General features: G+C 73.4%; 21 protein-coding genes and 1 pseudogene. 11 read left to right on the top strand and 11 right to left on the bottom strand.

All coding sequences use genetic code 11. The features are described from left to right. The 3 genes from PSR1_RS05590 to PSR1_RS05580 form a co-directional block, all read right to left on the bottom strand. Positions 1–583, bottom strand: a 583-nt coding sequence (locus PSR1_RS05590; RefSeq protein WP_059436642.1) for a DUF6448 family protein, incomplete at its 3' end; no start/stop codon positions are given. A 4-nt stretch (positions 584–587) separates the two neighbouring features. After that, a complete protein-coding gene (locus PSR1_RS05585) occupies positions 588–1,259 on the bottom strand; it encodes a TetR/AcrR family transcriptional regulator (protein ID WP_059436641.1) in 672 nt (223 codons plus the stop codon). Positions 1,260–1,362: 103 nt separating this feature from the next. Further along, positions 1,363–2,070, bottom strand: a complete 708-nt coding sequence (locus PSR1_RS05580; protein ID WP_059436640.1) for a hypothetical protein — start codon at positions 2,068–2,070, stop codon at positions 1,363–1,365. A 204-nt stretch (positions 2,071–2,274) separates the two neighbouring features. Between PSR1_RS05580 and PSR1_RS05575 the strand changes: the two genes are divergently transcribed. Both PSR1_RS05575 and PSR1_RS05570 read left to right on the top strand, forming a co-directional pair. Then, entirely contained in the window at positions 2,275–4,446 is a 2,172-nt protein-coding gene (locus PSR1_RS05575; RefSeq protein WP_059436639.1) for a bifunctional alpha,alpha-trehalose-phosphate synthase (UDP-forming)/trehalose-phosphatase, read from the top strand. A 359-nt stretch (positions 4,447–4,805) separates the two neighbouring features. Then, complete coding sequence (locus PSR1_RS05570; protein ID WP_059436638.1) at positions 4,806–5,669, top strand: ferritin; 864 nt, start codon at positions 4,806–4,808, stop codon at positions 5,667–5,669. 9 nt (positions 5,670–5,678) lie between these two features. Here PSR1_RS05570 and PSR1_RS05565 read toward each other — a convergent pair whose 3' ends face one another. The 4 genes and pseudogenes from PSR1_RS05565 to PSR1_RS05555 form a co-directional block, all read right to left on the bottom strand. Continuing rightward, on the bottom strand, positions 5,679–6,362 hold the full coding sequence (locus tag PSR1_RS05565) for an aldo/keto reductase (RefSeq protein ID WP_272946331.1): 684 nt from the start codon (positions 6,360–6,362) through the stop codon (positions 5,679–5,681). Between the two features lie 62 nt (positions 6,363–6,424). Then, positions 6,425–6,643 (bottom strand): annotated as a pseudogene (locus PSR1_RS24800) (aldo/keto reductase); the annotation flags it as partial. Between the two features lie 90 nt (positions 6,644–6,733). Next, positions 6,734–7,399, bottom strand: a complete 666-nt coding sequence (locus PSR1_RS05560) for a class I SAM-dependent methyltransferase (RefSeq protein ID WP_059436637.1) — start codon at positions 7,397–7,399, stop codon at positions 6,734–6,736. 44 nt (positions 7,400–7,443) lie between these two features. After that, positions 7,444–7,635 (bottom strand): hypothetical protein, encoded by a 192-nt coding sequence (locus PSR1_RS05555; protein WP_059436636.1) that lies wholly within the window; start codon positions 7,633–7,635, stop codon positions 7,444–7,446. A gap of 113 nt (positions 7,636–7,748) precedes the next feature. Here PSR1_RS05555 and PSR1_RS05550 point away from each other — a divergent pair, with 113 nt between their 5' ends. From PSR1_RS05550 to PSR1_RS05535, 4 genes are all read left to right on the top strand, one after another. After that, positions 7,749–8,543 (top strand): DUF3014 domain-containing protein, encoded by a 795-nt coding sequence (locus PSR1_RS05550; RefSeq protein ID WP_059436635.1) that lies wholly within the window; start codon positions 7,749–7,751, stop codon positions 8,541–8,543. Positions 8,544–8,798: 255 nt separating this feature from the next. Beyond that, complete coding sequence (locus tag PSR1_RS05545; protein WP_059436634.1) at positions 8,799–10,295, top strand: LysR substrate-binding domain-containing protein; 1,497 nt, start codon at positions 8,799–8,801, stop codon at positions 10,293–10,295. Next, positions 10,292–12,022, top strand: a complete 1,731-nt coding sequence (locus tag PSR1_RS05540; RefSeq protein WP_059436633.1) for an ABC transporter permease — start codon at positions 10,292–10,294, stop codon at positions 12,020–12,022. The genes PSR1_RS05545 and PSR1_RS05540 overlap by 4 nt, the downstream gene beginning before the upstream one ends. A 27-nt stretch (positions 12,023–12,049) precedes the next feature. Continuing rightward, positions 12,050–12,901 (top strand): putative selenate ABC transporter substrate-binding protein, encoded by an 852-nt coding sequence (locus PSR1_RS05535; protein ID WP_059436632.1) that lies wholly within the window; start codon positions 12,050–12,052, stop codon positions 12,899–12,901. 161 nt (positions 12,902–13,062) lie between these two features. Here the strand turns inward: PSR1_RS05535 and PSR1_RS05530 are convergent, their stop codons facing one another. Further along, positions 13,063–13,431, bottom strand: a complete 369-nt coding sequence (locus PSR1_RS05530; protein WP_152643311.1) for a hypothetical protein — start codon at positions 13,429–13,431, stop codon at positions 13,063–13,065. 566 nt (positions 13,432–13,997) lie between these two features. On the opposite strand from PSR1_RS05530, the gene PSR1_RS05520 reads away from it, so the two are divergent. Continuing rightward, a complete protein-coding gene (locus PSR1_RS05520) occupies positions 13,998–14,642 on the top strand; it encodes a transposase (RefSeq protein ID WP_237757830.1) in 645 nt (214 codons plus the stop codon). Positions 14,643–14,856: 214 nt separating this feature from the next. On the opposite strand, the gene PSR1_RS05515 is transcribed toward PSR1_RS05520, so the two are convergent. Then, the gene (locus PSR1_RS05515; RefSeq protein ID WP_152643310.1) at positions 14,857–15,396 is read right to left on the bottom strand and encodes a hypothetical protein; all 540 of its coding nucleotides are present in this window, start codon (positions 15,394–15,396) and stop codon (positions 14,857–14,859) included. A 223-nt stretch (positions 15,397–15,619) separates the two neighbouring features. Between PSR1_RS05515 and PSR1_RS05510 the strand changes: the two genes are divergently transcribed. The 3 genes from PSR1_RS05510 (at position 15,620) to PSR1_RS05500 (ending at position 21,400) form a co-directional block, all read left to right on the top strand. After that, a complete protein-coding gene (locus PSR1_RS05510; protein WP_059436627.1) occupies positions 15,620–16,222 on the top strand; it encodes a hypothetical protein in 603 nt (200 codons plus the stop codon). 434 nt (positions 16,223–16,656) lie between these two features. Next, positions 16,657–18,381, top strand: coding sequence for an acyl-CoA carboxylase subunit beta (locus tag PSR1_RS05505; RefSeq protein ID WP_059436626.1), 1,725 nt, complete (start codon positions 16,657–16,659; stop codon positions 18,379–18,381). 40 nt (positions 18,382–18,421) lie between these two features. Further along, a complete protein-coding gene (locus PSR1_RS05500; protein ID WP_059436625.1) occupies positions 18,422–21,400 on the top strand; it encodes a biotin/lipoyl-containing protein in 2,979 nt (992 codons plus the stop codon). Positions 21,401–21,474: 74 nt separating this feature from the next. Here PSR1_RS05500 and PSR1_RS05495 read toward each other — a convergent pair whose 3' ends face one another. Beyond that, positions 21,475–21,936 (bottom strand): DoxX family protein, encoded by a 462-nt coding sequence (locus PSR1_RS05495; protein WP_059436624.1) that lies wholly within the window; start codon positions 21,934–21,936, stop codon positions 21,475–21,477. A gap of 100 nt (positions 21,937–22,036) precedes the next feature. Between PSR1_RS05495 and PSR1_RS05490 the strand changes: the two genes are divergently transcribed. Then, positions 22,037–22,726, top strand: coding sequence for an RNA polymerase sigma factor (locus tag PSR1_RS05490; RefSeq protein WP_059436623.1), 690 nt, complete (start codon positions 22,037–22,039; stop codon positions 22,724–22,726). A gap of 50 nt (positions 22,727–22,776) precedes the next feature. Here PSR1_RS05490 and PSR1_RS05485 read toward each other — a convergent pair whose 3' ends face one another. Next, positions 22,777–23,280, bottom strand: coding sequence for a plastocyanin/azurin family copper-binding protein (locus tag PSR1_RS05485; protein WP_059436622.1), 504 nt, complete (start codon positions 23,278–23,280; stop codon positions 22,777–22,779). Positions 23,281–23,347: the final 67 nt, after the last annotated feature.

Raw genomic sequence — 23,347 nt, 5'->3', positions numbered from 1 at the left:
GCGCCGCGTGGGCGCCGCCCTGGGTCGCGGCGGCGTTCACGCCCTCGGCCCAGTGGACCAGCGGCACGTACGCGGCCACCCAGCGGCGGCCGGCGGCCACGTCGTCGGCGGGCGCCTTCTCGGCGGCGAGCCGGCTCCAGCGCGCCTCCAGCCCCTGGTGCACCGCCGCCTGGAGCAGCCGCTCCACCTCGGCCGGGTTGCCCTTCGCGATGGCCCGGTCCATGGCCGCGACGGCCGGGTCGAGGTCGCCGCCGGCGGGCTTCAGGCCGGTGTACGGCGCGCCCTCGCCGGCGCGGTGCACGCGCACCAGCGTCTCGAGGAACCAGCGGTCGGCCACCTCGCGGGCGTCGGGGCCGGCCTTGCGCGCGGCGCGGGTCTTCGCGAACGCGGCCTTGATCTCGGCCTCGTCGGCCGGCTGCACCCACGCCAGCACCGGGGCGAGCTTGCCGGACTCGAGCGCCGCCTTCGCGGCCACCACCACCGGGCCGTCGAGCGTGTCGCAGTGGGCGCGGACGACGGCGGGCGAGAGCAGCGCGCCGAGCGCGAGCGTCAGGGAGAGGGAGGGGAGGAGCTTCACGTTCACGGGGTCACCTCTGGTCGTGCCGTCGGGTCGGGGGGGACCGCGGAGGACGGCGCCCCGCGGCGGTCGCGCGGCCCGCGGGCCGGCGCAGGAAGGTCTCGAGGGTGCGCCACACGCGCTCGGAGAGCTCGGGCGGGCGCGGGGCGGCGGCGGGCGCGTGGGCCAGCGCGAGCAGCGCGCCGATCACCATCACCTGCGCCTCCTCGGCGCCCACCCCGTCCGCGAGCACGCCGCCGCGCTCCGCCTCGTCGAGGCACGCGCGCACGAACCCGGTGGAGCGGCGGCGGAAGGCGGTGAGGCGGGCGATCCCGGCCGCGCCCGCGACCTGGCCCAGCTCGTCGCAGGCGAACAGCCGCGCGATGCCCGGGTTCGCGCGGATGGCCGCGACGCGCCGCCGGAAGAACGCGCCCAGCCGCTCCAGCGGATCGGCCTGCTCCGGCGGGAAGCCCTCGAACAGCAGCTCCTCGACCCGGTCGATGGCCGCGGCCGCGATGGCCTCCTTGGTGGGGAAGTGCCGGAACAGCGCCGCGTCGCTCACGCCGACCTCGCGGGCGATGGCGAGCGCGGTGAAGTGCGAGGCGCCCTGGGCGGCGATCACCCGCAGGGCGGCGTCGGCGATCTCCCGGCGGCGATCCGGGCCCGGCTTGCGCGCGCGGGGCGCTGCGGCGAGCTGTCTCATGGCCGCTATGTAAGTGAGTATCCACTTACTAGCAACCGAACTCGACGCGTCCCCGGGGGGTGCCCGCGGAGGCGGTGACGCGCGTGCGGCGCGGCGGACCGGGCTACAGGTGGGCGATGCGGGGCGGCTCCTCGTCGTGGTGCGCCTCGTCGCGATCGCGCAGGCGCCGCTCCCAGGAGCGGGTCACCACCTCGCGCGAGCCGAGCCCCACCGCCAGCGCCAGCGCCAGCACGATGCCGCCGAACAGGATCGAGAAGGAGATGGTGACGAGCGCGCCGCCCACCCCGAGGTGCTGCAGCGCCATGGCGCCGCCCAGCACCGTCACCAGCCAGCGCGCGCCGGTGGCGAGCAGCCGCGCCGAGCGGATCTGCATGTTCACCGCGCTCACCAGCACGCTCGCCTCCACCCACCGCGACAGCGCCACGGCCGCGGCGAACAGCACGCCCGCCACGATGACGCTGGGGGCGAACGCGAGCACGCGCTCGGCGAGCGCGCTGGTCCAGCGCGACTCGACCGACGTCAGGCTGAGCGCGAGGCCCACGGCGAAGACCAGCCAGAACGTGAAGCGGGTGGCCCCGGTGACGAGCGAGGGCAGGCGGGCGCGGTCCTCGGCGGGCGCCCACCGGCGCAGGAGGCGATCGAGCTGGACCGCCTTCAGGATCCGGCGCACCAGGCGCGCGCAGGCCCACGCGAGCGCGAGCGAGAGCAGCGCGAAGACGAGCGTGGCGAGCAGGCCGGGCACCAGCCGCGCGGCGTTGACGGCGAGCCGCTGGAACGACTCGCGGAACGTGATCGCGACCGCTTCCCACATGATCGGCCTCCTCTCGGCGGGGGACGACCACCGTAGCGCCCGGAGGGCGGCCGGTCAAAGCACCCCAGGTACGCCCGGCGCCCCGTGCGTGGATCGCTTGGGACACCAACGGAGCGGGCTGGTAGGATCGGGCTTCACCGCGACCGGTTGCCGCGCCCCGAGCGCGCCGGGCGCGGATCCCCGGATCCTGCGAAGGAAGGTGCGATGTCGCGCGTGGTGATCGTGTCGAACCGGCTGCCCGTGACCGTGGAGCGCGCGCAGGACGGCGTCCGCGTGGTGCCCAGCGTGGGGGGCCTCGCCACGGGGCTGCGCCGCCCCCACGAGCAGGGGGGCGGGCCCTGGGTCGGCTGGCCGGGCGATCTCGGCGGGCTGGAGCCGGAGCAGCTGGCCCGCGTGGAGGCCCGGCTCTCGGACCTGCGGCTCGTGCCGGTGCACCTCACGCCCGAGGAGGTGCAGCGCTACTACCAGGACTACTCGAACGCGCTGCTCTGGCCGGTGTTCCACTCGTTCCTGGGCGAGGTGCCGCTGGAGATGGGCGGCGCCGCCGAGTACGAGCGCGTCAACGCGCGCTTCGCCGACGCGGTCGCGGCCACCGCGCGGCCCGGCGACGTCATCTGGGTCCACGACTACCAGCTGCTCCGCCTGCCGGCGCTCCTGCGGGAGCGGCTCCCCGACGCGCGCATCGGCTTCTTCCTGCACATCCCCTTCCCGTCGTCCGACGTGTTCCGCGTGCTGCCGCAGCGCGAGGCGCTGCTCGAGGGCATGCTCGGCGCCGATCTGATCGGGTTTCACACGGCGTCCTACATGCGCCACTTCTCCTCGTCGGTGCTGCGCGTGCTCGGCGCCTGGACCGACGTGGACCGGATCCGCTGGCGCGGGCGCGAGGTCCGCATCGGCGTGTTCCCGATGGGCGTGGACGCGGCCGACTTCGCCGGCACGGCGCACACGCCCGAGGTGGAGGAGGAGTTCCGCGGCCTGCGGCAGGACGGGACCCACCTGCTCGTGGGGATCGACCGGCTCGACTACACGAAGGGCATCCCCCGCCGCCTGCTCGCCTACGAGAAGCTGCTGCGCGACCACCCGGAGCTGCGCGGCAAGGTGCGGCTGGTGCAGGTGGCCGTCCCGTCCCGCACCGAGGTCGGCGCCTACCAGCAGTTCCGCGAGCAGGTGGACGGGCTCGTCGGCCGCATCCACGGCGCGTTCGCCACGCCGACCTGGTCGCCCATCCACTACCTGTCGCGCGGGCTCAGCCGCCCGCAGGTGGTGGCGCTCTACCGCGCGGCGGACGTGATGCTGGTCACGCCCATCCGCGACGGCATGAACCTGGTGGCGAAGGAGTTCGTGGCGGTGCGCGGCGACGGCGACGGCGTGCTGGTGCTGTCGGAGTTCACCGGCGCGGCGGCCGAGCTGGCCGAGGCGGTGCAGGTGAACCCGTACGACGCGGAGGGCACCGCGGCGGCGATCCTGCGCGCGCTGGAGATGCCGGAGGACGAGCGGCGCACCCGCATGGCGGGGCTGCGCCGGCGGGTCACGCGCTACGACGTCCACTGGTGGGCGCGGACGTTCCTCGACCGGCTGCGGGCGCCCGCGACGGCCACCGCGCCGCACGGCCTGGAGGTGTCCGCGCGCCCGGCGATCCAGGAGGCGGTGACCCGGCTCCGGTCGGCGCCGCACGCCACGCTGCTGCTCGACTACGACGGGACGCTGGTGCCGTTCGCGCCCACCCCCGAGCTGGCGCGGCCCGATCGCGAGCTGCGCGACCTGCTGCGCGAGCTCGGCCGGCACCCGGGCTACTCGGTCCACCTCGTCACCGGGCGCCAGCGCGACACGGTGGACCGCTGGTTCGGCGATCTCGGGATCGGCCTCCACGCCGAGCACGGCTACTGGTCGAAGCTGCCCGGCACCGCCTGGCAGCTCGCGGCCTCCGTCTCGACCGCCTGGCGCGAGCCGGCCCGCGCCATCCTCGAGGAGTTCGCGGCGCGCACGCCGGGCTCGCTGGTGGAGGAGAAGTCGGCCGGGTTCGCCTGGCACTACCGCACCGCCGATCCGGACTTCGGGGCGGCGCAGGCGCACGACCTCATGCTCCACCTCTCGACGGTGCTCTCCAACGCGCCGGTGGAGATCCTGCCCGGCGCCCTGGTGGTCGAGGTGCGGCCGCAGGGCGTGGACAAGGGCAAGGTGGTGGCGCGCGCCGCGGCGGCCTCGCCCGAGGGGAGCCTGCTCGCCGCCCTCGGGGACGACCGCACCGACGAGGACATGTTCGCGGCGCTGCCCCCGGGTGCCATCTCGGTGCACGTGGGCCCCGCCCCCAGCCGCGCCACGCTCCGCCTCGCCGGTGTGCCGGAGTCACGGGCATTCCTGCGCGGGCTGCTGTAACCCGCGCGGGGTGTGGTCGGCTGCCTCGGGGGCAGGGAGCCGGGTGGAGCCGGGGTGGAGCCGGGGTGCCGGAGTCAGGGAGCCGGGGTGCCGGAGTCAGGGAGCCGGGGTGCCGGAGTCAGGCCGGCGAGCCGGGGGGAGCCGGGGTGCCGGAGTCAGGCCCGGCGAGAACCGGGGTGCCGGAGTCAGGGGGAGAGCCAGGGTGCCGGAGTCAGAACCGGGGTGCCGGAGTCAGCGGGTCCGAAGGGCTTTCGTGCCGCGCCGCGGCACGAGACGCCCCATCCGCGTGTCTGCGCCGTGACACGCCCATCACACGCCCCCCATAGGCAAGTGGGCCTTCCCGACGACGAGGTGCCCACGTGCTGTATCCCGAGCTGTTCAGGTCCCTGGAGCGCGCCCGCTGGAGCCTGGAGGACGACGTGCCGTGGGCGAGCTTCGACGCGGCCGCGCTCTCCGACGAGCAGGCGCTCACGGTGAAGATGAACGCCATCACCGAGTGGTCGGCGCTGCCCGCGACCGAGATGTTCCTGCGCGACAACCGGCACGACAGCGACTTCTCGGCGTTCATGTCGATCTGGTTCTACGAGGAGCAGAAGCACGCCCTGGTGCTCATGGAGTACCTGCGCCGCTTCCGCCCCGACCTCGTGCCGACCGAGGACGAGCTGCACGCGGTCCGCTTCGAGTTCGACCCGGCGCCCGCGCTGGAGACGCTCGCGCTCCACTTCTGCGGCGAGATCCGGCTCACCCAGTGGTACCGGCGCGCCGCCGAGTGGCACACCGAGCCCGTGCTGAAGCAGGTCTACGGCCTCATCTCGCAAGACGAGGGGCGCCACGGCGGCGCGTACCTCCGGTACATGCGCCAGGCCGTCGAGCGCCACGGCGACGCCGCGCGCGCCGCCTTCGCGAAGCTCGGCGTCCTCATGGCGAGCAGCGGCCGCAGCGGCAAGCCGCTCCACCCCACCAACCTGCACGTGAACCAGCAGCTGTTCCCGCGCGACACCGTGCAGAGCCGGTTGCCGGATCCGGGCTGGCTCGACCGCTGGCTCGACGGCCAGATCCGCTTCGACGAGGCCTGCGAGCGGCGGGTGGTGCGGACCATGCTGCGCAGCCTCTCGGCGCTCCTCGGCGAGAGCTTCGACACGGTCCGGGACCTGAACCGCTACCGGAAGTCGCTCGCGGGCGTCTCGGCACCGCCGGCGAGCGCCGCGGCCCTGCCGGCCTGAGCCGAGCGGTCAGCGCCCGCCCGCACCCTCCAGCCGCGCCACGTCCTCCGCCGTGAGCGCGATCCGGACGGCGCCGGACAGCTCCCGCACCTGCGCCGCGCTCGTCGCGCTGGCGATGGGGGTCGTGACCCGCGGGCTCTGCAGCTGCCACGCGAGCGCGACCTGCGCCACGGTCGCGCCGTGGGCCCGCGCCACCTCGCGCGCCGCGGCCAGCGCCGCCATCGCCTTCGGGTCGGCGAGGAGCGCGTTCACCTTGCCGGCGCGGGCGGTGGGCGGCGGCAGGCCCGGACCGTACTTGCCGGTGAGGAAGCCGGACGCGAGCGCGTAGTAGGTGCACACGCCCAACCCGCGCGCCGCGCACAGGTCGGCGAGCGCGCCCTCGTAGCCGCCGCGCGCGACCAGGTTGTACTCGGGCTGGAGCACCGCGAACGGCGCCAGGCCGGCGCGCGCCGAGAGGTCGAGCGCCGCCGCGAGCCGCGGGGCCGCGTAGTTGGAGGCGCCGAGGTGGCGCACCTTGCCCGCCCGCACCAGCCGGTCGAACGCCTCCAGCGTCTCCTCCAGCGGCGTCGCCGGGTCGTCGCGGTGCGCGTAGTAGAGGTCGATCCGCTCGACCCCGAGCCGCCGCAGCGAGCCGTCGCAGGCGTGCGCGATCTTGTCGGCCGAGAGGCCCGCCGCCGCGTCCGGGCCGCCCATGCCGACCTCGTGGCGACGACCACCTCGTCGCGGCAGCGCCGCTCCCGCAGCCACTCGCCGATGACCGCCTCGGACTCGCCGCCGCGGTGGCCGGGCACCCACGCGCTGTAGATGTCGGCGGTGTCCACGAAGTTCCCGCCCGCCTCGCGGTAGGCGTCGAGCACGGCGAAGCTGGCGGCGCGATCGGCGGTCCAGCCGAACACGTTGCCGCCAAGGCAGACGGGGAAGACGGAGAGGTCCGTGGCGCCGAGGCGGCGCCGCTGCGGGATCGGAGAGGTCATGGTGCGAGGGATCTAACCGCGATCGTCCGCGCCTTCACCCGCGCGTGCGCGCGCGTCGCGCCCGGAGGCGCGCGGAGGACCGCGGCGCGATCAGCCGCGCGCGGCCTCGAGCTCGTAGAACGGCAGGCCGGCCCGGCGCGCCGCCCACAGGCCCGCGCCCACCTGCACGAAATGCCGCGCCAGCCGCCGCCGGTACCACGCGCCGGTGCGCCGGCGCATCGCCGTGTCGGTGCGCTCGAGGTCGACCACCGTCTCGAGGTCGGCGCGCGTGATCACCTCGAGGTAGAGGAGCCCGCGGCACATCGCGCCCAGGTTGTCGATGGCCCGAGCCGCGGCGCGGTCGTCGAGGTAGTGCAGGACCCCGTGGCAGACCACGAGGTCGAAGCGCTCGCGCGCCCGCCACCGCGAGATGTCGCGCTCCTCGTGCCCGTAGCGCGCGCAGGCGTACGACGACACGTCGATGGAGCGGTAGGTGGCGTCGGGCCGGTGGCGGCGCAGCCAGGCCCGCCACAGCCCGGTGCCCGCGCCCACGTCGAGCACCGAGCGCACCTCCACCCCGAGCCATCCGGCGAGCCCGCACACCCCGCCCGCCAGCCGCGCGATCTCCGCCGCCGAGTGGACGCGGTCCTTTCCGCGGTAATGGCGCCGGTAGTAGGCGGCGTCGAAGCGCCCGGGCGCGTCCGGGGACGGAGGGCGGGTCGCCGGGGCGGTTCGGCCAGTGCGGGCGGGCGGGCGGTGCAGCGCGCGGGGCGGCATGGGCGAGAGAGAACGGCCGCCCCGCTGCGCCGTCAAGCGCGCCGTCACACGTCCAGCGTCGGTGCCCCGCCATCGAGCAGCGCCGCGATCATGCGGACGCGCCGCTCGGCTCGGCGGCGGCAGGCGGGGTCGAGCGAGCGGTCCAGGGCGGCCCGCACCTCGTGCACCGGGTCGCCCAGGCGGCGGTTGCCGGTGATCGGGCCGCAGGGGGCCGGGGTCTTCATGCGTTCGCGCATCGTTGCACCTCCATCCTTCGACCTGAACGCAATAGCAGGGGGGTCTGACATCGAGGAGCCCCGGCTCGAAGCGGGGGCTGGCGCGCCCCGCCGAACGGAGCGATCCAGTTCGCATGCCCGATCCCACCCAGCCCGAGCGCCGCCCGCTTCGCGGCGGCGACGTCGCGGCCATCGTGCTCGCGCTCGCCGTCGCCGGCGCGATCGCCTACTTCTGGTTCCACCGTCAACGGGCGTCGCCCCCGCCCCCGCCGGCGGTGCCGGAGCAAGCCGCCCCAACGGCGAGCCCCCCGGCCGGCGCCCCATCGGCCGCGGTCCAGGCGGACCCGGCGCAGGTGAAGTCGCTCCTCGAGGCCGCCTCGCCCGATCCGGAGTACCGCCGCTGGCTCGGTGCGGGGGGCGACCTCGTCCGGCTCTGGGCGGTGCTCACCGACAACCTGGCCGAGGGCGTCTCGCCCCGGAAGCAGCTCCCCTTCCTCGCCCCGGAGCAGCCGTTCTCGGTGGCTGAGCAGGGCGGCCGCCAGGTGATCGCCCCCGCCTCCTACGCCCGCTACGACCGCTTCGCCGACGCAGTGGCGTCCCTCGACGCGAAGGCGGTCGCCACCGCCTACCGCGCGCTCCGCCCGGCAGTCGAGTCCGCCTACCGGCTGCTCGGCTACCCGGACGCCGTGCTGGACCGCGTCACGGCCCGCGCGCTCCACCGGCTCGAGGCGGCGCCGCGCCCGGCGGGGCCGGTGGCCGTCGTCCCGCACGCCGAGGCCGGGGCCGGATGGGCCTACGCGGATCCGGCGCTCGAGCACCTCGGCGCGGTCGAGAAGCACCTCCTGCGCATGGGGCCGCGGAACGCGGGCAAGGTGCAGGCGAAGGCGCGCGAGATCCGGGAGGCGCTGGGCCTCCGGGAGGTGCGGTAGCGAACCGCCCGCCGGCGGTGCCGGAGCAAACGCCGGCGGTGCCGGAGCAAACAGCTGCCGGAGCTGCCGGTGCTGCCGGTGCTGCCGGTGCCGGACTAACGGACCGCCCGAAGGAGCCGGTGCCGGAGAGGAGCCGGTGCCGGAGTAACGGACCAGCCGGTGCCGGAGTAACGGACCGCCCGCGTCCCCCGCTGACGGCCCCCGCGGGTCCCGCGAAGCTTGCCCGGCGACCGATCCGCCACTACACAGCCCGGCATGTCGCCGCGCCCGGAAGCCGCCCGCGAGGGTCCCGTCGCGGGGCCGGACGCCGCAAGCTCGCCGGCCCCGGGGCCCGCGCTCGCGCTCCGCGGCGCCGGGCGCGCCTACGGGGCGGTGCGCGCGCTCCGGCCGCTGACCCTGGAGATCCGCCGCGGCGAGCGCGTCGCCCTGCTCGGCCCGAGCGGCGCCGGGAAGTCCACGCTGCTCCGGCTCTTCGACACCTCGCTCGCGCCGTCGGAGGGCACGGTGCACGTGCTGGGGCAGCCCGTGGCCGCCGCCGACGCGCGCCGGCTCCGCGCGCTGCGCGCGCGCATCGGCACCGTGCACCAGCAGCTGCTCCTCGTCCCGCAGGCCACCGCCATGCAGAACGTGGTCGCGGGGCGGCTCGGCCGCACGTCGCTCGCGCGCACGCTCGCCGCGCTCGTCTCGCGGCGCGAGGCGGCGCGCGTCCGCGCGGTGCTCGACCAGGTCGGCATCGGCGTGAAGATCTTCGAGCGTGTGGACCGACTCTCCGGCGGCGAACAGCAGCGCGTCGCCATCGCCCGCACGCTCTACCAGGATCCGGAGCTGATCCTCGCCGACGAGCCGCTCGCCTCGGTGGACCCGGCCCGTGCCGCGGAGATCGCCGCGCTGTTCGCGCGCGCGTTCGCGGGCCGCACGCTGGTCGTCTCCACCCACCGGATCGAGCCGCTCCTCGCCCACGTGGACCGGGTCGTCGGCCTGCGCGAGGGGGCGCTCGCGTTCGACAAGCCGGCCTCGTCGCTCACGTTGCGCGACCTCGGCGAGCTGTACGAGGCCCAGCGCGGCGCCGCGGTCCCGGCGCGCGCGCCCGCGGCCCGGCCACCCTCCGATCCGGAGGTCGCGCCCGGCGGCACGCTCCGGATCGGCGCGTCCAGCACGCCCGGGGAGCACCTCCTGCCGCCGATTGTCCGCGCGTTCGCGCGCGCCTACCCGGGCACGCGGGTGAGCCTGAGCCTCACCGACTCGGCCGCGGTGACGGAGCAGGTGCGCGCGGGCTCGCTCGACCTCGGGTTCGTGGGCGCGCGCGACGACGATCCGGCGCTCGCCTACGAGGACGTGGCCCGCGACGAGATCGTGCTCGTGGCCGCGCCCGCGCTGGAGCTGCCGCCCGAGCCCATCGCGCTCGACGTCGCGGCGCGGCTGCCGCGGGTGGATCGCGAGCGCGGCTCCGGCACGCGCGCGGTCGTCGAGCAGCACCTCGCGAACATGGGCGTGGCGCTCGACCCTGCCGCGGTGGTGCTGGAGGCCGGCGCGCTCGTGGCGCTGAAGGCCGCGGTGGTGTCGGGCATGGGCGTCGCGTTCGTCTCGCGGCGCGCGGTGGAGGACGACCTCCGCGGCGGGCACGTGCGCGCCGTGCGCGTGGAGGGGCTCTCGATCCCGCGCCACGTGTTCGCGGTGGCGCGGCGCAGCCCCGGCCCGGGCGCGGCGGCGCGGGCCTTCCTCGAGGTCGCGCGCGCCGAGGTGCCGCCGTGAGCGCGGCCGTCCTGCACGAGCGCCCGCCGCTGCCGCTCCTGCTCCGCTGGCCGGGGCTCGTGCTCGCGGCCGTGCTGGGCGTCGCCTGGCGCATGTCGGAAGGGAGCCTCGCGGCGCTGCTCGCACCCGAGGCGCGCGCCGCCGCGGCCGACTTCGCGCGCGGGTTCTGGCCCCCGGCGCACTCGCCCGAGTTCCTGCGCTTCCTGGTCCGGCCGCTCGTCGAGACCGTCGCCATCGCGCTCGCCGGCATGACGCTCGCGCTCGTGCTCGCGGCGCCGCTCGCCTGGCTCGCCACCGCGCCCGGCGTCGCCCGCGCCGAGGGCGACGCGCCGGGACCGCTGCGCCGGGGCGCGTGGCTCGCCGCGCGGACGGTGCTCAACCTGATGCGCTCCGTCCCGGAGCTGGTCTGGGCCCTCGTGTTCGTCCGCGCGCTCGGGCTCGGTCCGGCGGCCGGTGTGGCGGCCATCGGCATCGGGTACGCCGGCGTGGTCGGGAAGGTGTTCGCCGAGATCTGGGAGTCCTCGCCCTGCGCGCCGGCCCGCGCCCTCGCCGCCGCGGGCGCGCCGCCGCGCCGCGCGTTCGCGCTGGCAGTGCTGCCCGGGTCGGCGCCGCTGCTCGCCTCCTACGCGCTCTACCGGCTCGATTGCGCGCTCCGCGCCTCGGCGGTGCTTGGGCTGGTGGGCGCGGGCGGGATGGGCGTCCAGCTCGAGTTCTCGCTGAAGATGTTCGCGTACGACGAGGTGGCGACGCTGGTCCTGGCCCTGTTCGCAGTCGTCGCCGCGGTGGACCTCCTCTCCGCGTGGGCCCGGCGGCGCCTGGCCGAGAGCCGCGGGCTGTTCCCGGCCGGCCCGGGCGCGCTCCGGTGGCGCGCCGCGATCCTGGGGACCTGGCTCGCGCTCGCCGCCGGCGCGGCCGCGTACCTCGAGCTGCCGCTCGGCGAGCTCTTCTCCGGGGCCACGCTGCGGAGCGCGGCGGGCTTCTTCGGCTCGATGTTCCCGCCCGACCTCTCGCCGGGGTTCCTGCGCGCCCTCGTCCCCGCCGCGGCCGAGACGCTGGCGGTGAGCATCCTCGGGAGCGCGATCGCGTCGGTGCTCGGGCTCGGTCTCGCGCTCGCCGCGGTCCACCCCGGCACACGCGGGCTGGCCGGCGCGCCCGGCGACTCGCGCCTGCGGTCCGGGGCGCGACTCGCGCTCGCGGCCGGCGCCCGCGGCGCCATGAACCTGCTCCGCACGCTTCCGGAGCTGCTCTGGGCGCTGCTCGTCATCTTCGCGGTGGGCCTCGGCCCGTTCGCCGGCGCGCTCGCGCTCGGCATCCACAACGCCGGCGTGCTCGGGCGCCTCTACGCGGAGGCGCTCGAGGAGGTGCCGCCCGGCCCGGTGGCGGCGCTCCGCGGCGCCGGGGCGCGGCCGCTCGCGGCGACGCTCCTCGCCGCGCTGCCGCAGGCCTGGCCGCAGCTCGTCGCGTACACGCTCTACCGCTGGGAGGTGGCCGTCCGCGCCTCGGCGGTGCTGGGCGTGGTCGGGGCGGGCGGCATCGGCGCGCTCCTGCACGTCTCGCTCAACCTGTTCCAGCACCACCGCACGGCGACGCTGGTCGCCGCCATCGTGGTCCTGGTGACGGCAGTGGACCTGTTCTCCGGCTGGCTCCGGGCCCGCATCCTGGCGGGACCCGCGAGCCGCGCCGCGCCGCGCGCCGCCTGCGCGCCCGGGCTCGCCAACGCGACCTGAGCCCCACCCCGGATCGGAGCCTCGCCGATGCACCGTCTCGCCGCCGTCGCCCTCGCCGCCGTCCTGCTCGTCCCACCCGCCGCCCGCGCCCTCGACGCGCTCCGCGTCAGCGCCATCCCCGACGAGTCGCCCACCGAGCTGCAGCGCAAGTTCGAGCCGCTCGGCAAGTATCTCGAGAAGAACATCGGGCTCCCGGTGAAGTTCGTGCCGGTGACGGACTACGCCGCCACGGTGGAAGGGCTCGCCGCCGGCAAGCTCGACATGGTCTGGTACGGCGGCTTCACCTTCGTGCAGGCGCGGCGCCGCACCGGGAACGCGATCCCCATCGTGCAGCGCGCCGAAGACGCCCGCTTCCACTCGAAGTTCATCGTGCCCGCCAGCTCCAAGGCGCAGTCGCTGAAGGACCTGAAGGGCGCGAGCTTCGCATTCGGGTCGGTGAGCTCGACCTCCGGCCACCTCATGCCGCGCTACTTCCTGCTCCAGGCCGGCATCGATCCGGACAAGGACTTCGCCAAGGTCGCGTACTCCGGCGCGCACGACGTGACCGCGAAGTGGGTCGAGGCCGGCAAGGTCGACGCCGGCGCGCTGAACGAGTCGATCTGGCAGCGGCTCGTGGACGAGAAGAAGATCGACACCAGCAAGGTCCGCGTGCTTTGGACCACGCCCGAGTACCAGGACTACAACTGGACCGTCCGCGGCGACCTCGACCCGAAGCTCGTCGAGAAGCTCCGCGCCGCGTTCCTCGCGCTCGATCCCGCGAAGCCCGAGGACAAGGCCATCCTCGACCTCCAGCGCGCCAGCCGCTTCATCCCGACCTCGCCCGAGGCGTACAAGAACATCGAGCAGGCCGCGAGGTCGGCGGGGCTCATCAAGGACTGAGTGCGGGTGCAAGCACTGCAGCCTTGCGGCTGTGCTCGCGGGGCTTCACCGTGGAGGCGTTGCGAGGACCGCAGCGCGTTCATTCGGGCTGTCATGCGAGAAGCGCGCGGCGAGAGGTCTCATCAGCGCGGATGACACGCCTCGGCCACCTCGTCGTCGCATCACGGCTCCTTCCCGGTTCGACGGTCGGCTTCGTGGAGGGCCGCAGCGACCTCCTCGACGTAGCGCTCGCTCATGGGATCCAGCCCCGTGGAGATCACCTTCAAACGCAGGATCGTTCGCATCGTCCTGTTGGCCGTCTTGGTGATGTGCTCGGCGTACGTCAGAAGGTCTCCGTTGTCCGGAAATGCGTCCCAATCGAGGAATGGGTAAACAAACGAGAGAACAAGCCGTTCGCTGCGGTAGACCCGGAATCGTTTCACGTGGGCAAACACAGTCGATCGCCGAACCTTCAGCTCGGAATCTGGCCAGCGAACCTCGAACGTCCCGACGCGGAGCACGAGCTGTTCTCCAGTGGAGTAGACCGCCACGAAAACCCGGCGGCGATGGCGAAAGTGGAGCTTCTGCCATGCGCCAAAGCCGACCCCCCTCGCTGGAGAGCGTTGTCCTCGGCTGCCGCGGGATCGATGACGTGTGCCTCGCTGACGACACCGGCGTCCGTGTTCAAGAGGTAGCGGACGGAGGAATCCCGGAAATCTTGCAGGAGCACGGTCTGCGAGTTCTCGAGGATGGCCATCACGCTAACGCCTTGTTGCGCACTCGTAGACTGCTGGTGTGCCGCCCGTTACGGCTAGTCCACCGCAGCGTATAGTCCGAACCGGAACCGGAAGATCGTCTTCAAGTCCTGTCGAGCATAGACCATGAGGGCGGTTCGATGCATTTCGGAGCCTCCCCTCACTTCGGGTCTTCGGGTCGAGGTGCCGGAGCGGGTCGAGGTGCCGGAGTACGTCCATGCGAACGCGGACGTGGTTCGCGCCGCGGCCACGGGGTCGTTCCGCGGACGAGGCCGAGAGCAGATTCGCGAGAAAAGCCGCATTCAGTGGGTGGTACCGAAATTGCGTAGCGGCCGGGGATGGCCCGAGTCCCGCGGTTCGCGATGGTCGAGCGCGACTCGTCCAATCACTGCACCTGGAGGGCACACGATCTCGAGTTCGTCTTCGAGGAAGCGGGCGCGCGCGACAAGTTCCTGGAACTGTTGGGCCGGTACAAGGACCGATACGGCATCGAGATCCAGTCGTACTGTCTGATGGGCACCCATCCGCATGTCACCTGCACGTGCCGACAGGCGCAGGTGCAGTTCAGCCGTTTCTGGCAGGTGGTCAACGGGCTCTTCGCGCGCTGGTACAACAAGGTTCGGAACCGACGGGGGCAGGTGGTGATGGAGCGTATGCGGTCGCCGCGCATCCAGGAAGGCGGCGCCCACCAGCTCACAGTGATGCGCTACGGCGACCTGAACCCGGTGCGGGCGGGGCTGGTGAGGAGCCCGAAGGACTGGAAGTGGTCGAGCTACCGCCATTACGCTTTCGGCGAGCCGAACGCCCTCATCACCGATGCGCCGGAGTATCTGGCGCTCGGAAGGACGGCTCCGGAGCGCCGGAAGGCGTATCAGGCGCTGTTCGCGCTGCCGCTGTCGGAGTCGCTCCGCACGCGCCGGGTCGACCTCGTCACCTTTCCGTTCGTGGGCGACGCGACCTGGGTGACCCACCAACTCGAGGTCGCCGGGCTGTCGGCACCGGACTGACCGCTACCGACCCATCGCGTCCACGGGTCTGCCTCTGCAATCGCGTGAGTCTGCGCCGTGGACGTGTGTCTGGAGCTTCCACGAATGCCGGCCGCGGGCGAGGCGAGCACCGAATCGCAGGGGTTTCCTTCAGCACCGGACAGACGTCCTCCGCCACGTCCGGGCACCTGGCCGTGGAACCGGTACAAGTCGAGCTCCGGCCGACGAACCATGATCAGGAGACCTTCGCGGCGCGGGTCGCGCAATCGAGGAAACGCAGCACGGCCGGCACGTCGCCGAAGGCTTCCAGCGACGCGTGATCCAGCGCGACGCGGATCACGCACCCGAGCCGGGAGACGGCCTCCAGCGGAGCGCGAGAGCGGTCCAGCTCCCACCAGCGCGGCCCGCGCACGGCGGCCTCGAGGGCCTCGATGCGCTCCTCGCCGCCGAAAGCCATCCAGATCGACTCGGCCTGCCATTCCTCGAGCAGGCTCGCGAGCGCCGAGGCGCCGCGGGCGGCGACGACGAACCCGGCGCCTGCCGGCGCGATCCCGGGCGTCGCGACGTTGCGCGCGACCTCCGTGGGCGCGACGAAGGCGCCCTCGGCCACGCACGCGACGCGCTCGCCCGCCGCGGCGGCGACGACGAGGGAGGACAGGAACTCGGATGCGCGTGCGTCTGGCGGGGCGACGGCCTGGAATCGCGCGCAGCGCTGAGGGACGCCGGGGGCGTCACGTGCCGGGTTCCACTGAACGTCCAGCCCGTATCGTTCCATCGGTCCGCTCCATTCATCGAACACGGCGTCGGACCCGCGTATCGTACGATCGGTGCAGGGTTGCGCGCCACACGGCGCCGCCTATCGACCGCGCCAGGGCGACGCAGATAGCGGCGGCCTATCAAAAGACAGCGAACGATGTATTGGAAGCCATCGCCGCTCCGATGCATCCTCCATGCGTCCCCGGGTGCCGGGCGGCTCCGCGGACGAACGGAGGACGTCCATGACCGTCGCGCTCACCGCCGCAGCCTTCGGCGCGCTGCACGCCGTCTCCGGCCCCGACCACCTGCTCAGCCTGGCCCCGCTCTCGGTGGGGCAGGGGCGCCGGGCCTGGCGCATCGGGCTCGTGTGGGGGCTCGGGCACGCGGCAGGTACCGCCGCGGCCGGGGCGGCGCTGCTCGCGGTCTTCTCCGGCACCGGGCTGCACCGGGTGGACGCGTTGGCCGAGCGCGTGGCGGGCCTGGCGCTGGTCGCAATGGGCCTGGCGAACCTCTGGGCGCTCCGCCGCGGGCGGCGCGCGGCGGCTGCCGTCGCGACCCGCGGCGCACGCCACGCGGTCTTCTCGGTGGGGCTGGTGCACGGGATCACGGGCGCCGCTGCGCTGCTCGTGCTCCTGCCGCTGGCGCACGCGAGCACGCCGGTGAAGGCGCTCACCCTCGCCGGCTTCGCGGCGGGCAGCACGGCCGCGATGGCGGCGGTCACGGCCGCGATCGACGCGCTCGCCGCGGCGGCGGGTCCCGGGCTCGCGCTGGTCACCCGACGCGTTCCGGCGCTCGCGTCGGTCGCCTCGGTGGCGGTCGGGCTGGCTTGGGCGGTGGCGGCCTGACTCCGGCACCATCTGCCATCTGCGGGCACCATCTGCGCCGGAGGCTGACTCCGGCACCAACTGCTCCTCAACTGCTACACCACTGCTCCGGCTGCCCTGCCCATCTGCGATCGCCGCGGTGACGGTCGAGCCGGCGTGGGCAGTGGCGGCCTGACCCGGTCCACCGGCATGACCCGGCCCGCCGACTTTGCGGTGGGTGAACCGGCGAGCGTCCGAACGGGCGATCGCGCGTTCCCGACCGGACCGGTCGGTCTTTGACGCGGCGAGGCAAAATCCGCGCCCCCTCTTGCTCCGACGACCCGACCTTGCCACACTTCTGCCCCCGTTTTTCCTGGGCGGTGGCCGGGCCGTGTGGACCTCGAATCGAGGGTCACTGCGGCGGTTCCGCGCAGGGCCGCAGTCGACGCCAGCTCACCTCCTGGAGGTCCGTGCCCGTGACCACGAAGGCGATCAAACCGACCCTGACGAACCCGCTCGATCCGCCCGAGAAGGTGGAGTTCACCATCCCCGGCGAGATCGCCAGGGCCACCGGCGGCTACGAGGAGGCGATGCAGGAGGGCTGGGAGCTCATCCAGCGTCCCATCCGCTCGGTCCCCGTCGATCAGATCGAGAAGCAGCACATCAAGAAGCGCATGACGGTGTGGGAGCGGATCCGCGTCCTCTCGGACAAGGAGCCGATGGTCCTGTACCAGAACTGGGGCAAGAACCTCGACGGCGCCTCCCTCGTCACCGCCATCCTCAACATCGGCGGCCGCGACGTCGCGGTGTACGGGCACGACTTCACCGTCCGCGCCGGCTCGATGGACGCGACCAACGGCTCGAAGCTGGCGCGCCTGTTCCGCATGGCCGGCGAGAAGGGGATCCCGCTCATCGGCATGAACGACTCGGCCGGCGCCTACGTGCCGGCGGGCGTGGGCGGCCTCGACGGCTACGCCGAGGCGTTCACCGCGCTCCGGCGGATCAGCGGCGTGGTCCCGTCGATCATGTGCATGTTCGGGTTCAACGCCGGCGGCGGCTCGTACCTTCCGCGCCAGGGCAGCTTCGTGATCCAACCGGCCGAGACGTTCTTCGGCCTCACCGGCCCGGGCGTGGTGAAGTCGGTGCTGGGCGAGGAGATCTCGCCGGAGGATCTGGGCGGCCCGAAGGTGCACGGCGCCTCGGGCGTGGCGGACCTCACCGTCATCGACGAGCTCGCCGCGCTCCGCCAGGCGGTGCGCCTGCTCAACTACGTCCCGGACAACAACCGGACGATGGCGCCGTTCCAGCAGACCAGCGACCCGCTCGACCGCAAGACCTGGGAGATCAACACCCTGCTGAAGAAGGCGTTCAACTCGCCGACCGGCTTCAACACGCCGTTCGACGTGTCGATCATCATCCAGCAGGTGTGCGACTACGGCGACTTCTTCGAGATCCAGCCCGAGCGCGCCCGCGAGGTGGTCACCGCGTTCGGCCGCCTGGGCGGGCACGTGGTCGGCTTCGTCGCGAACAACAGCGCGGTCGGCTCCGGCCAGATCGACTGCGACACCGCGCTGAAGATCGCCAGGTTCGTGCGCTTCTGCAACATCTACAACATCCCCATCATCTTCATGGAGGACACCACCGGCTTCCTCCCAGGGCGCGAGCAGGAGGCGCGCGGCATCGTGCAGGCCGGCCGCTCCATGCTCGACGCGATCGTGGACGTCCGCACGCCGCGCATCCTGCTCATCCTGCGCAACGCGTTCGGCGGCGCCTACGCCTCGTACAACAACTACCCCACCGGCGCCGACGTGGTGCTGGCGCTGCCCACCACCCGGCTCGCGGTGATGGGCCCGGCCGGCAAGGAGTTCGTCTACAAGGACGAGCTCCGCAAGATGCGCGCCGCCGCCGCCGATCGCGCCAAGAAGGGCGCGCAGCAGCGCGTCGCCGCCGGGATGGAGGGCGAGGCCGCCCGCAAGGACGCCGAGAAGGAGGCGGCCGAGTGGCTCAAGGGCGAGGAGGCCGCGCTCGGGCGCCGCTACGAGAAGGAGCTCATGAACCCGAAGGAAGGCCTGGCGCTCGGGTCCATCTCCTCCCTGGTGATGCCGACCGATCTCCGCAAGGTGCTCGGCCAGAACCTCCACTTCCTGCTCCGCCACTACACGCCGTCGCCGATGAGCGGCCCGCAGCGCGAGTTCCACTAGGCCCCGCGCACCGGACCCGAGACCCGGAGAACCGAACGACATGGCTTCCAACGTCGACCACTACCGGAACAACCCGCTCATCCACCGCGACCGCCGCCTGGGCAGCTCGCCCTCGGCGTGGGTGCGCTCCTTCGCCTGCGAGGACCTGAAGCCGCTCATCGTGTGCCGCGGCCCCATCCGCAAGGAGGCGATGGACGTCTTCGCCGAGATGGGCATGACGCACGTCGGGATCCTGCTCTCCGAGAAGGACTCGATCGTCTACGCGAACGCCCTCGCCCCCGAGCTGCGCCAGCTCGCGGACCACGATCGCGTCCACCGCGTGCCGGACTACACCGGCGCGACCAAGGAGGAGCGCGTCGAGCGGATGAACCAGATCGTCCAGATCGCGCTCGACAACGGCTACGACTCCGTCTTCGCCGGCTACGGCTTCATGGCGGAGGACGAGGAGTTCGTCGCCACCATCGAGCGGGCCGGCCTGAAGTTCATCGGCCCGAACTCCATCACCCAGGCGCGCGCCGGCAAGAAGGACGAGGCGAAGCGCACCGCGCTGGAGGTGAAGGTCAGCGTCACGCCGGGCGTGAACGACGTGGCGGCCCGCACGCTGCTCGCGAAGCACAAGACGCGCAAGCAGCTGCTCGCGCTGGTGGAGGCGGAGGGCCTCGCCTGCGATGCGAAGGTGCTGGCGGACGAGAAGCTGGAGCTGCCGGTGCTCGCCGAGCACGTGCTCCAGGCCTCCTACGCCAAGGGCATCGACCTCTTCACCATCGACGAGCTGGGCGCGCAGGTGCAGGTCGAGGTGGCGGAGATGTTCCGGAAGCACCCGCGCAGCCGCGTGCGCCTGAAGGCCATCGGCGGCGGCGGCGGCAAGGGCCAGCGCATCCTGGGCGCCTCGCTGCTCACCGCGAAGGACCCGGACGCGAAGGCCGTCGCGGCGGCCGCGGCCGAGGCGCCCGCCATGGTGCGCGAGGTGCTGAGCGAGGTGAAGGCGACCGGCGTCGGCGACAACAAGAACGTCCTCATCGAGCTCAACATCGAGCAGACCCGGCACAACGAGATTCAGCTCCTCGGCAACGGGGAGTGGTGCGTGTCGCTGGGCGGCCGCGACTGCTCGCTGCAGATGCACGAGCAGAAGCTGCTCGAGGTCTCGGTGACGCAGGAGGCGCTCGCCGCCACCATCGAGCGGGCGAAGAAGAACGGCAAGCCCGTCCGCGCCAAGGCGCTCGAGGTGGACCTGGAGATCCTGAAGCGGATGGAGGACGACGCCGCCCGCTTCGGCCAGGCGGTGGGGCTCGACTCCGCCTCCACGTTCGAGTGCATCGTCGACCGCGACCGCTACTACTTCATGGAGGTCAACACCCGCATCCAGGTGGAGCACCGGGTGTCCGAGCTCTGCTACGCGCTCGAGTTCGCGAATCCGGACGATCCGGCCGACACGTTCGTGGTCGAGTCGCTGGTCGAGGCCATGGCGCTGCTGGCGCGCCACAAGAAGCGCCTGCCCAAGCCCCGCCGCATCCAGCGCTTCGGCGCGGCGGTGGAGGCCCGCCTCAACGCGACCGACGCCTCGCTGTCCCCGCACGCCGGCGGCGTGATCCGCTACTGGTCGAAGCCCATCGAGGGCGAGATCCGCGACGACCAGGGCATCAGCATGCCCAACCCCGACACGCGCATGTTCATGCGCTACAAGGTGGCCGGCGCGTACGACTCCAACATCGCGCTGCTGCTCACCAAGGGCGACCGGCGGCTGGAGAGCTACAAGCACCTGGCGCGCGTGCTGGCGCGCATGGAGCTCCGCGGCACCACCCTCGCCACCAACATGGAGTTCCACTACGGCCTGGTGAACTGGTTCCTGGGCCAGAGCGTGAACGCCAAGCCCACCACCCGCTTCGTGGTGCCGTACCTCACGCTGGTGGGCATGCTGAAGGACGAGGCGAACAAGCTCGACACCGCCTACGCGTTCGCCGAGATGAAGAAGCACTACGCGAAGCTCATGGCGACGGAGAACCCGGGCGACGCGGCGGCGCAGAAGGCGATGGCCGAGGTGCTCGACCGCAAGGTGACGCTGCTCACCCGCGTGATCGACCGCTTCCTCGACGATCCGCACCTGTTCGCCGGCTGGCTCAGCATGAACCGCCGCCACTACCGGATCGAGAACGGCAAGCTGCTCTGGATCCGGAACCCGCTCGGCGTGCTCAATGACGCCTACGCGTACCTGAACATGGCGTTCCACCCGCGGCGGCCCGCCTCCCAGGTGATGTGGGAGCACGACCACGAGCTGCTGACGAAGTCGCTGCGCTTCTACGTGGCGCTCCGCGAGCGCTTCGGCCTGAAGCGCGAGGAGTACTACAAGCTCAACGAGATCCTGCAGAAGGAGGAGCCGCAGGACGGCTTCGACGCCGAGACCTGGACGAGGATCCGCTCCGCCCACCTCGGCTACGAGGCCGGCAACGAGCTGCTCGGCCTGCTGTTCATGGTGGCCGAGTCGGTGCGCTTCTTCGACTTCAAGGTCGAGGAGGACCTCGAGGTCACCATCCCCGAGCACCTGCACGACCCCGAGCTGCAGGCGCGCATGAAGAAGGTGCTGTGCCCGCCGCCCGCCACCAAGGCGGACGAGCTGGTGGCGCCGTTCGGCGGCATGTTCTACCGCCAGGAGGCGCCGGGCCGGCCGCCGTTCGTCGAGGAGGGCCAGCACTTCGACAAGGGGCAGCCGCTCTACATCATCGAGGTGATGAAGATGTTCAACACGGTGCGCGCGCCGTTCTCCGGGACCATCGAGAAGGTCCTGATGCAGGGCGCGGACGGCACCGTGGTGCAGAAGGGCCAGCCGCTCTTCAAGATCACGCCGGACGAGAAGTTCGTCCCGGTGGATCCGAAGGCGGTGGAGCGCGAGCGGCGCACCCGGACCCAGAAGCACCTCGAGGGCGTGCTGATGACGTTCGCCGAGAAGTTCACCACCGTCGAGCCCGTCCGGTTCGAGGAGCCGGAGGAGGAGGTGGCCTGGGCGGGGGTCGAGGCCGTCTAGCGCCCCTTCCCACGCCGAGGTCCCCGGGACCCCGCCTCGCCGGAGGCGGGGTCCCGCCGTTTCCGGGCCGGTCCTCAGGTCCGGGTCGGCGCCGGGTGCGCCGCCGTCGGCTGCGGCTCGACCGCCCCCGCCGGCCGCCGGGCCCGGAGCGGCTCGTGGACGGCCGCGAGCCGCGCCAGCGCGAACGCGGCCACCGCCATGACCGCGTCGCGCGCGGCCACGTCGAGGAACGCGCCGCTCGCGATCAGGTTGAGCGCGATGGCGGCGAGCCACGCCATGGCGATCCAGCCGAACGTGCGCGCACGCCCGGCCAGGATCCCGATGCCCACGATCACCTCGATGACGCCCGCCGCCCGCATGAAGGCGGCGGGGCTCACCGGCAGCAGCCGCACCGCCAGCGGGCTCAGGTACCCCGCCCAGTCCGCGAGCAGGTTGGTGAACTTGTCCAGCCCCGCCACGATCGGCACCACGCCGAGCGCGATGCGGAGCGCCCAGTACGCGGGAGCCGTTCCGTGGATCTCGTCCCTGTCGGCCATGTGAACCTCCTTGCCCGTTGGATGCGCCGTGCGCGGCGGCGTTACGCCGGTAACGATCCGCGCGCCGGCGCATCCGATGACGGGAGGCGGAGGAGGAGCCATGACCGTGCAGGCGAGCAGCGTGCGCGGGGTGCCCGCGGGGGCACCCTCGGATCCGGACGTGGTGGCGCGGGTCCTCGACGGGGACGTCGCGCTGTTCGAGGTGCTCATGCGGCGGCACAACCCGCGCCTGTACCGCGCCATCCGCTCGGTGCTCCGCAACGAGGCCGAGGTGGAGGACGCGATGCAGCAGGCGTACCTCCAGGCGTACGCGCACCTGGGCGACTTCCAGGGGCACGCGGCGTTCTCGACGTGGCTGGTGCGCATCGGCGTGAACGAGGCGCTCATGCGCCTGCGCGGACGCGACCGGCTGGTCCCGCTCCCGGACGAGCGGGAGGACGGCGGCATCGGAGGGGAGGGCGAGCGCGTGGCGGATCCGAGCCCGGAGGACGAGGCGGCGACGCGCGAGGCGAGGGTGCTGCTCGAGCAGGCGGTGGACCGGCTCCCCGTGCACCTGCGGACCGTGTACGTGCTCCGCGAGATCGAGCAGCTCTCGACGGCCGAGGTGGCCGCGGCGCTCGACCTGGGCGAGGAGGCCGTGAAGGTCCGCCTCCACCGCGCCCGCCTCGCGCTGCGCGGGCTCATCGCCGAGCGCGTGGGCCGCAGCGCGCCCGAGGCGTTCGGGTTCCTCGCGCCCCGCTGCGACCGGGTGGTCGCCGCGGTGCTCGCGGCGATCGCGGCGCGGTCCTGAGCGTCCGCGCGCCCCGACGCGCAGGGCGGGCGGACCCCGGACGCACGGAGCTAGTAGCCGCCGCCGCCTCCACCACCGCCGCCGCCGCCCCCACCGCCGCCGCCGCCGGGCGGCGGGGGCGGCGGCGCCGGCTGCGCGGCCGGGTCGATGGTGATGCTGCCGTTCGGCGTGACCATGCCGCCGAGGTGCGTGGAGCAGTAGTACGGGACCACCGTGCCCTGCGCGGCCGCCGCCGGGATGGTGAAGGTCTTGACCCCGTTGAACGCGCCGGTGTTGAAGGTGACGCCGTCCACGCCGCCGGGCGCGTAGGCGCCCGGGGTCGCCTCGCTGGTCACCGAGTGCGCCATCGAGTCGTCGTTGATGACGGTGACCGTCGCGCCGGCCGGCACCTTCAGGTCGAGGGGCGAGAACTTCATCCCCGAGATCTCGATGTAGTAGCCGGCCGCCGTCGGCCGCGTGCTCGCGCCGCTGCCGCCGTTGTCCGACCCGCCACAGGCGGCGCCCGCGATCGCCGCCGCCGCCGCGCCCACCCACCAGCTCCTGCCGTGTGCCATGGTGCACCCCCGCTGCCGGGCCGCGCGGCGTGCGCGGCCACCTCCAGCGCAGCATTCGATGTCCCAG

Origin of the sequence: Anaeromyxobacter sp. PSR-1 (assembly GCF_000964525.1) — a bacterium.
Lineage (GTDB): Bacteria > Myxococcota > Myxococcia > Myxococcales > Anaeromyxobacteraceae > Anaeromyxobacter.
The sequence above is the reverse complement of the archived record's forward strand: the minus strand, read 5'-3'. Positions and strand labels throughout refer to the sequence as shown.

Bases quoted from the DNA above. Each gene is read 5' to 3' on its own strand.
- PSR1_RS05520 (WP_237757830.1), top strand. From the start codon at position 13,998: ATGGTCGAGCGCGACTCGTCCAATCACTGCACCTGGAGGGCACACGAT.
- PSR1_RS05500 (WP_059436625.1), top strand. From the start codon at position 18,422: ATGGCTTCCAACGTCGACCACTACCGGAACAACCCGCTCATCCACCGC.
- PSR1_RS05550 (WP_059436635.1), top strand. From the start codon at position 7,749: ATGCCCGATCCCACCCAGCCCGAGCGCCGCCCGCTTCGCGGCGGCGAC.
- PSR1_RS05545 (WP_059436634.1), top strand. From the start codon at position 8,799: ATGTCGCCGCGCCCGGAAGCCGCCCGCGAGGGTCCCGTCGCGGGGCCG.
- PSR1_RS05560 (WP_059436637.1), bottom strand. From the start codon at position 7,399: ATGCCGCCCCGCGCGCTGCACCGCCCGCCCGCCCGCACTGGCCGAACC.
- PSR1_RS05565 (WP_272946331.1), bottom strand. From the start codon at position 6,362: ATGGGCGGCCCGGACGCGGCGGCGGGCCTCTCGGCCGACAAGATCGCG.
- PSR1_RS05495 (WP_059436624.1), bottom strand. From the start codon at position 21,936: ATGGCCGACAGGGACGAGATCCACGGAACGGCTCCCGCGTACTGGGCG.
- PSR1_RS05485 (WP_059436622.1), bottom strand. From the start codon at position 23,280: ATGGCACACGGCAGGAGCTGGTGGGTGGGCGCGGCGGCGGCGGCGATC.
- PSR1_RS05585 (WP_059436641.1), bottom strand. From the start codon at position 1,259: ATGAGACAGCTCGCCGCAGCGCCCCGCGCGCGCAAGCCGGGCCCGGAT.
- PSR1_RS05515 (WP_152643310.1), bottom strand. From the start codon at position 15,396: ATGGAACGATACGGGCTGGACGTTCAGTGGAACCCGGCACGTGACGCC.
- PSR1_RS05555 (WP_059436636.1), bottom strand. From the start codon at position 7,635: ATGCGCGAACGCATGAAGACCCCGGCCCCCTGCGGCCCGATCACCGGC.
- PSR1_RS05510 (WP_059436627.1), top strand. From the start codon at position 15,620: ATGACCGTCGCGCTCACCGCCGCAGCCTTCGGCGCGCTGCACGCCGTC.
- PSR1_RS05490 (WP_059436623.1), top strand. From the start codon at position 22,037: ATGACCGTGCAGGCGAGCAGCGTGCGCGGGGTGCCCGCGGGGGCACCC.
- PSR1_RS05575 (WP_059436639.1), top strand. From the start codon at position 2,275: ATGTCGCGCGTGGTGATCGTGTCGAACCGGCTGCCCGTGACCGTGGAG.
- PSR1_RS05535 (WP_059436632.1), top strand. From the start codon at position 12,050: ATGCACCGTCTCGCCGCCGTCGCCCTCGCCGCCGTCCTGCTCGTCCCA.
- PSR1_RS05580 (WP_059436640.1), bottom strand. From the start codon at position 2,070: ATGTGGGAAGCGGTCGCGATCACGTTCCGCGAGTCGTTCCAGCGGCTC.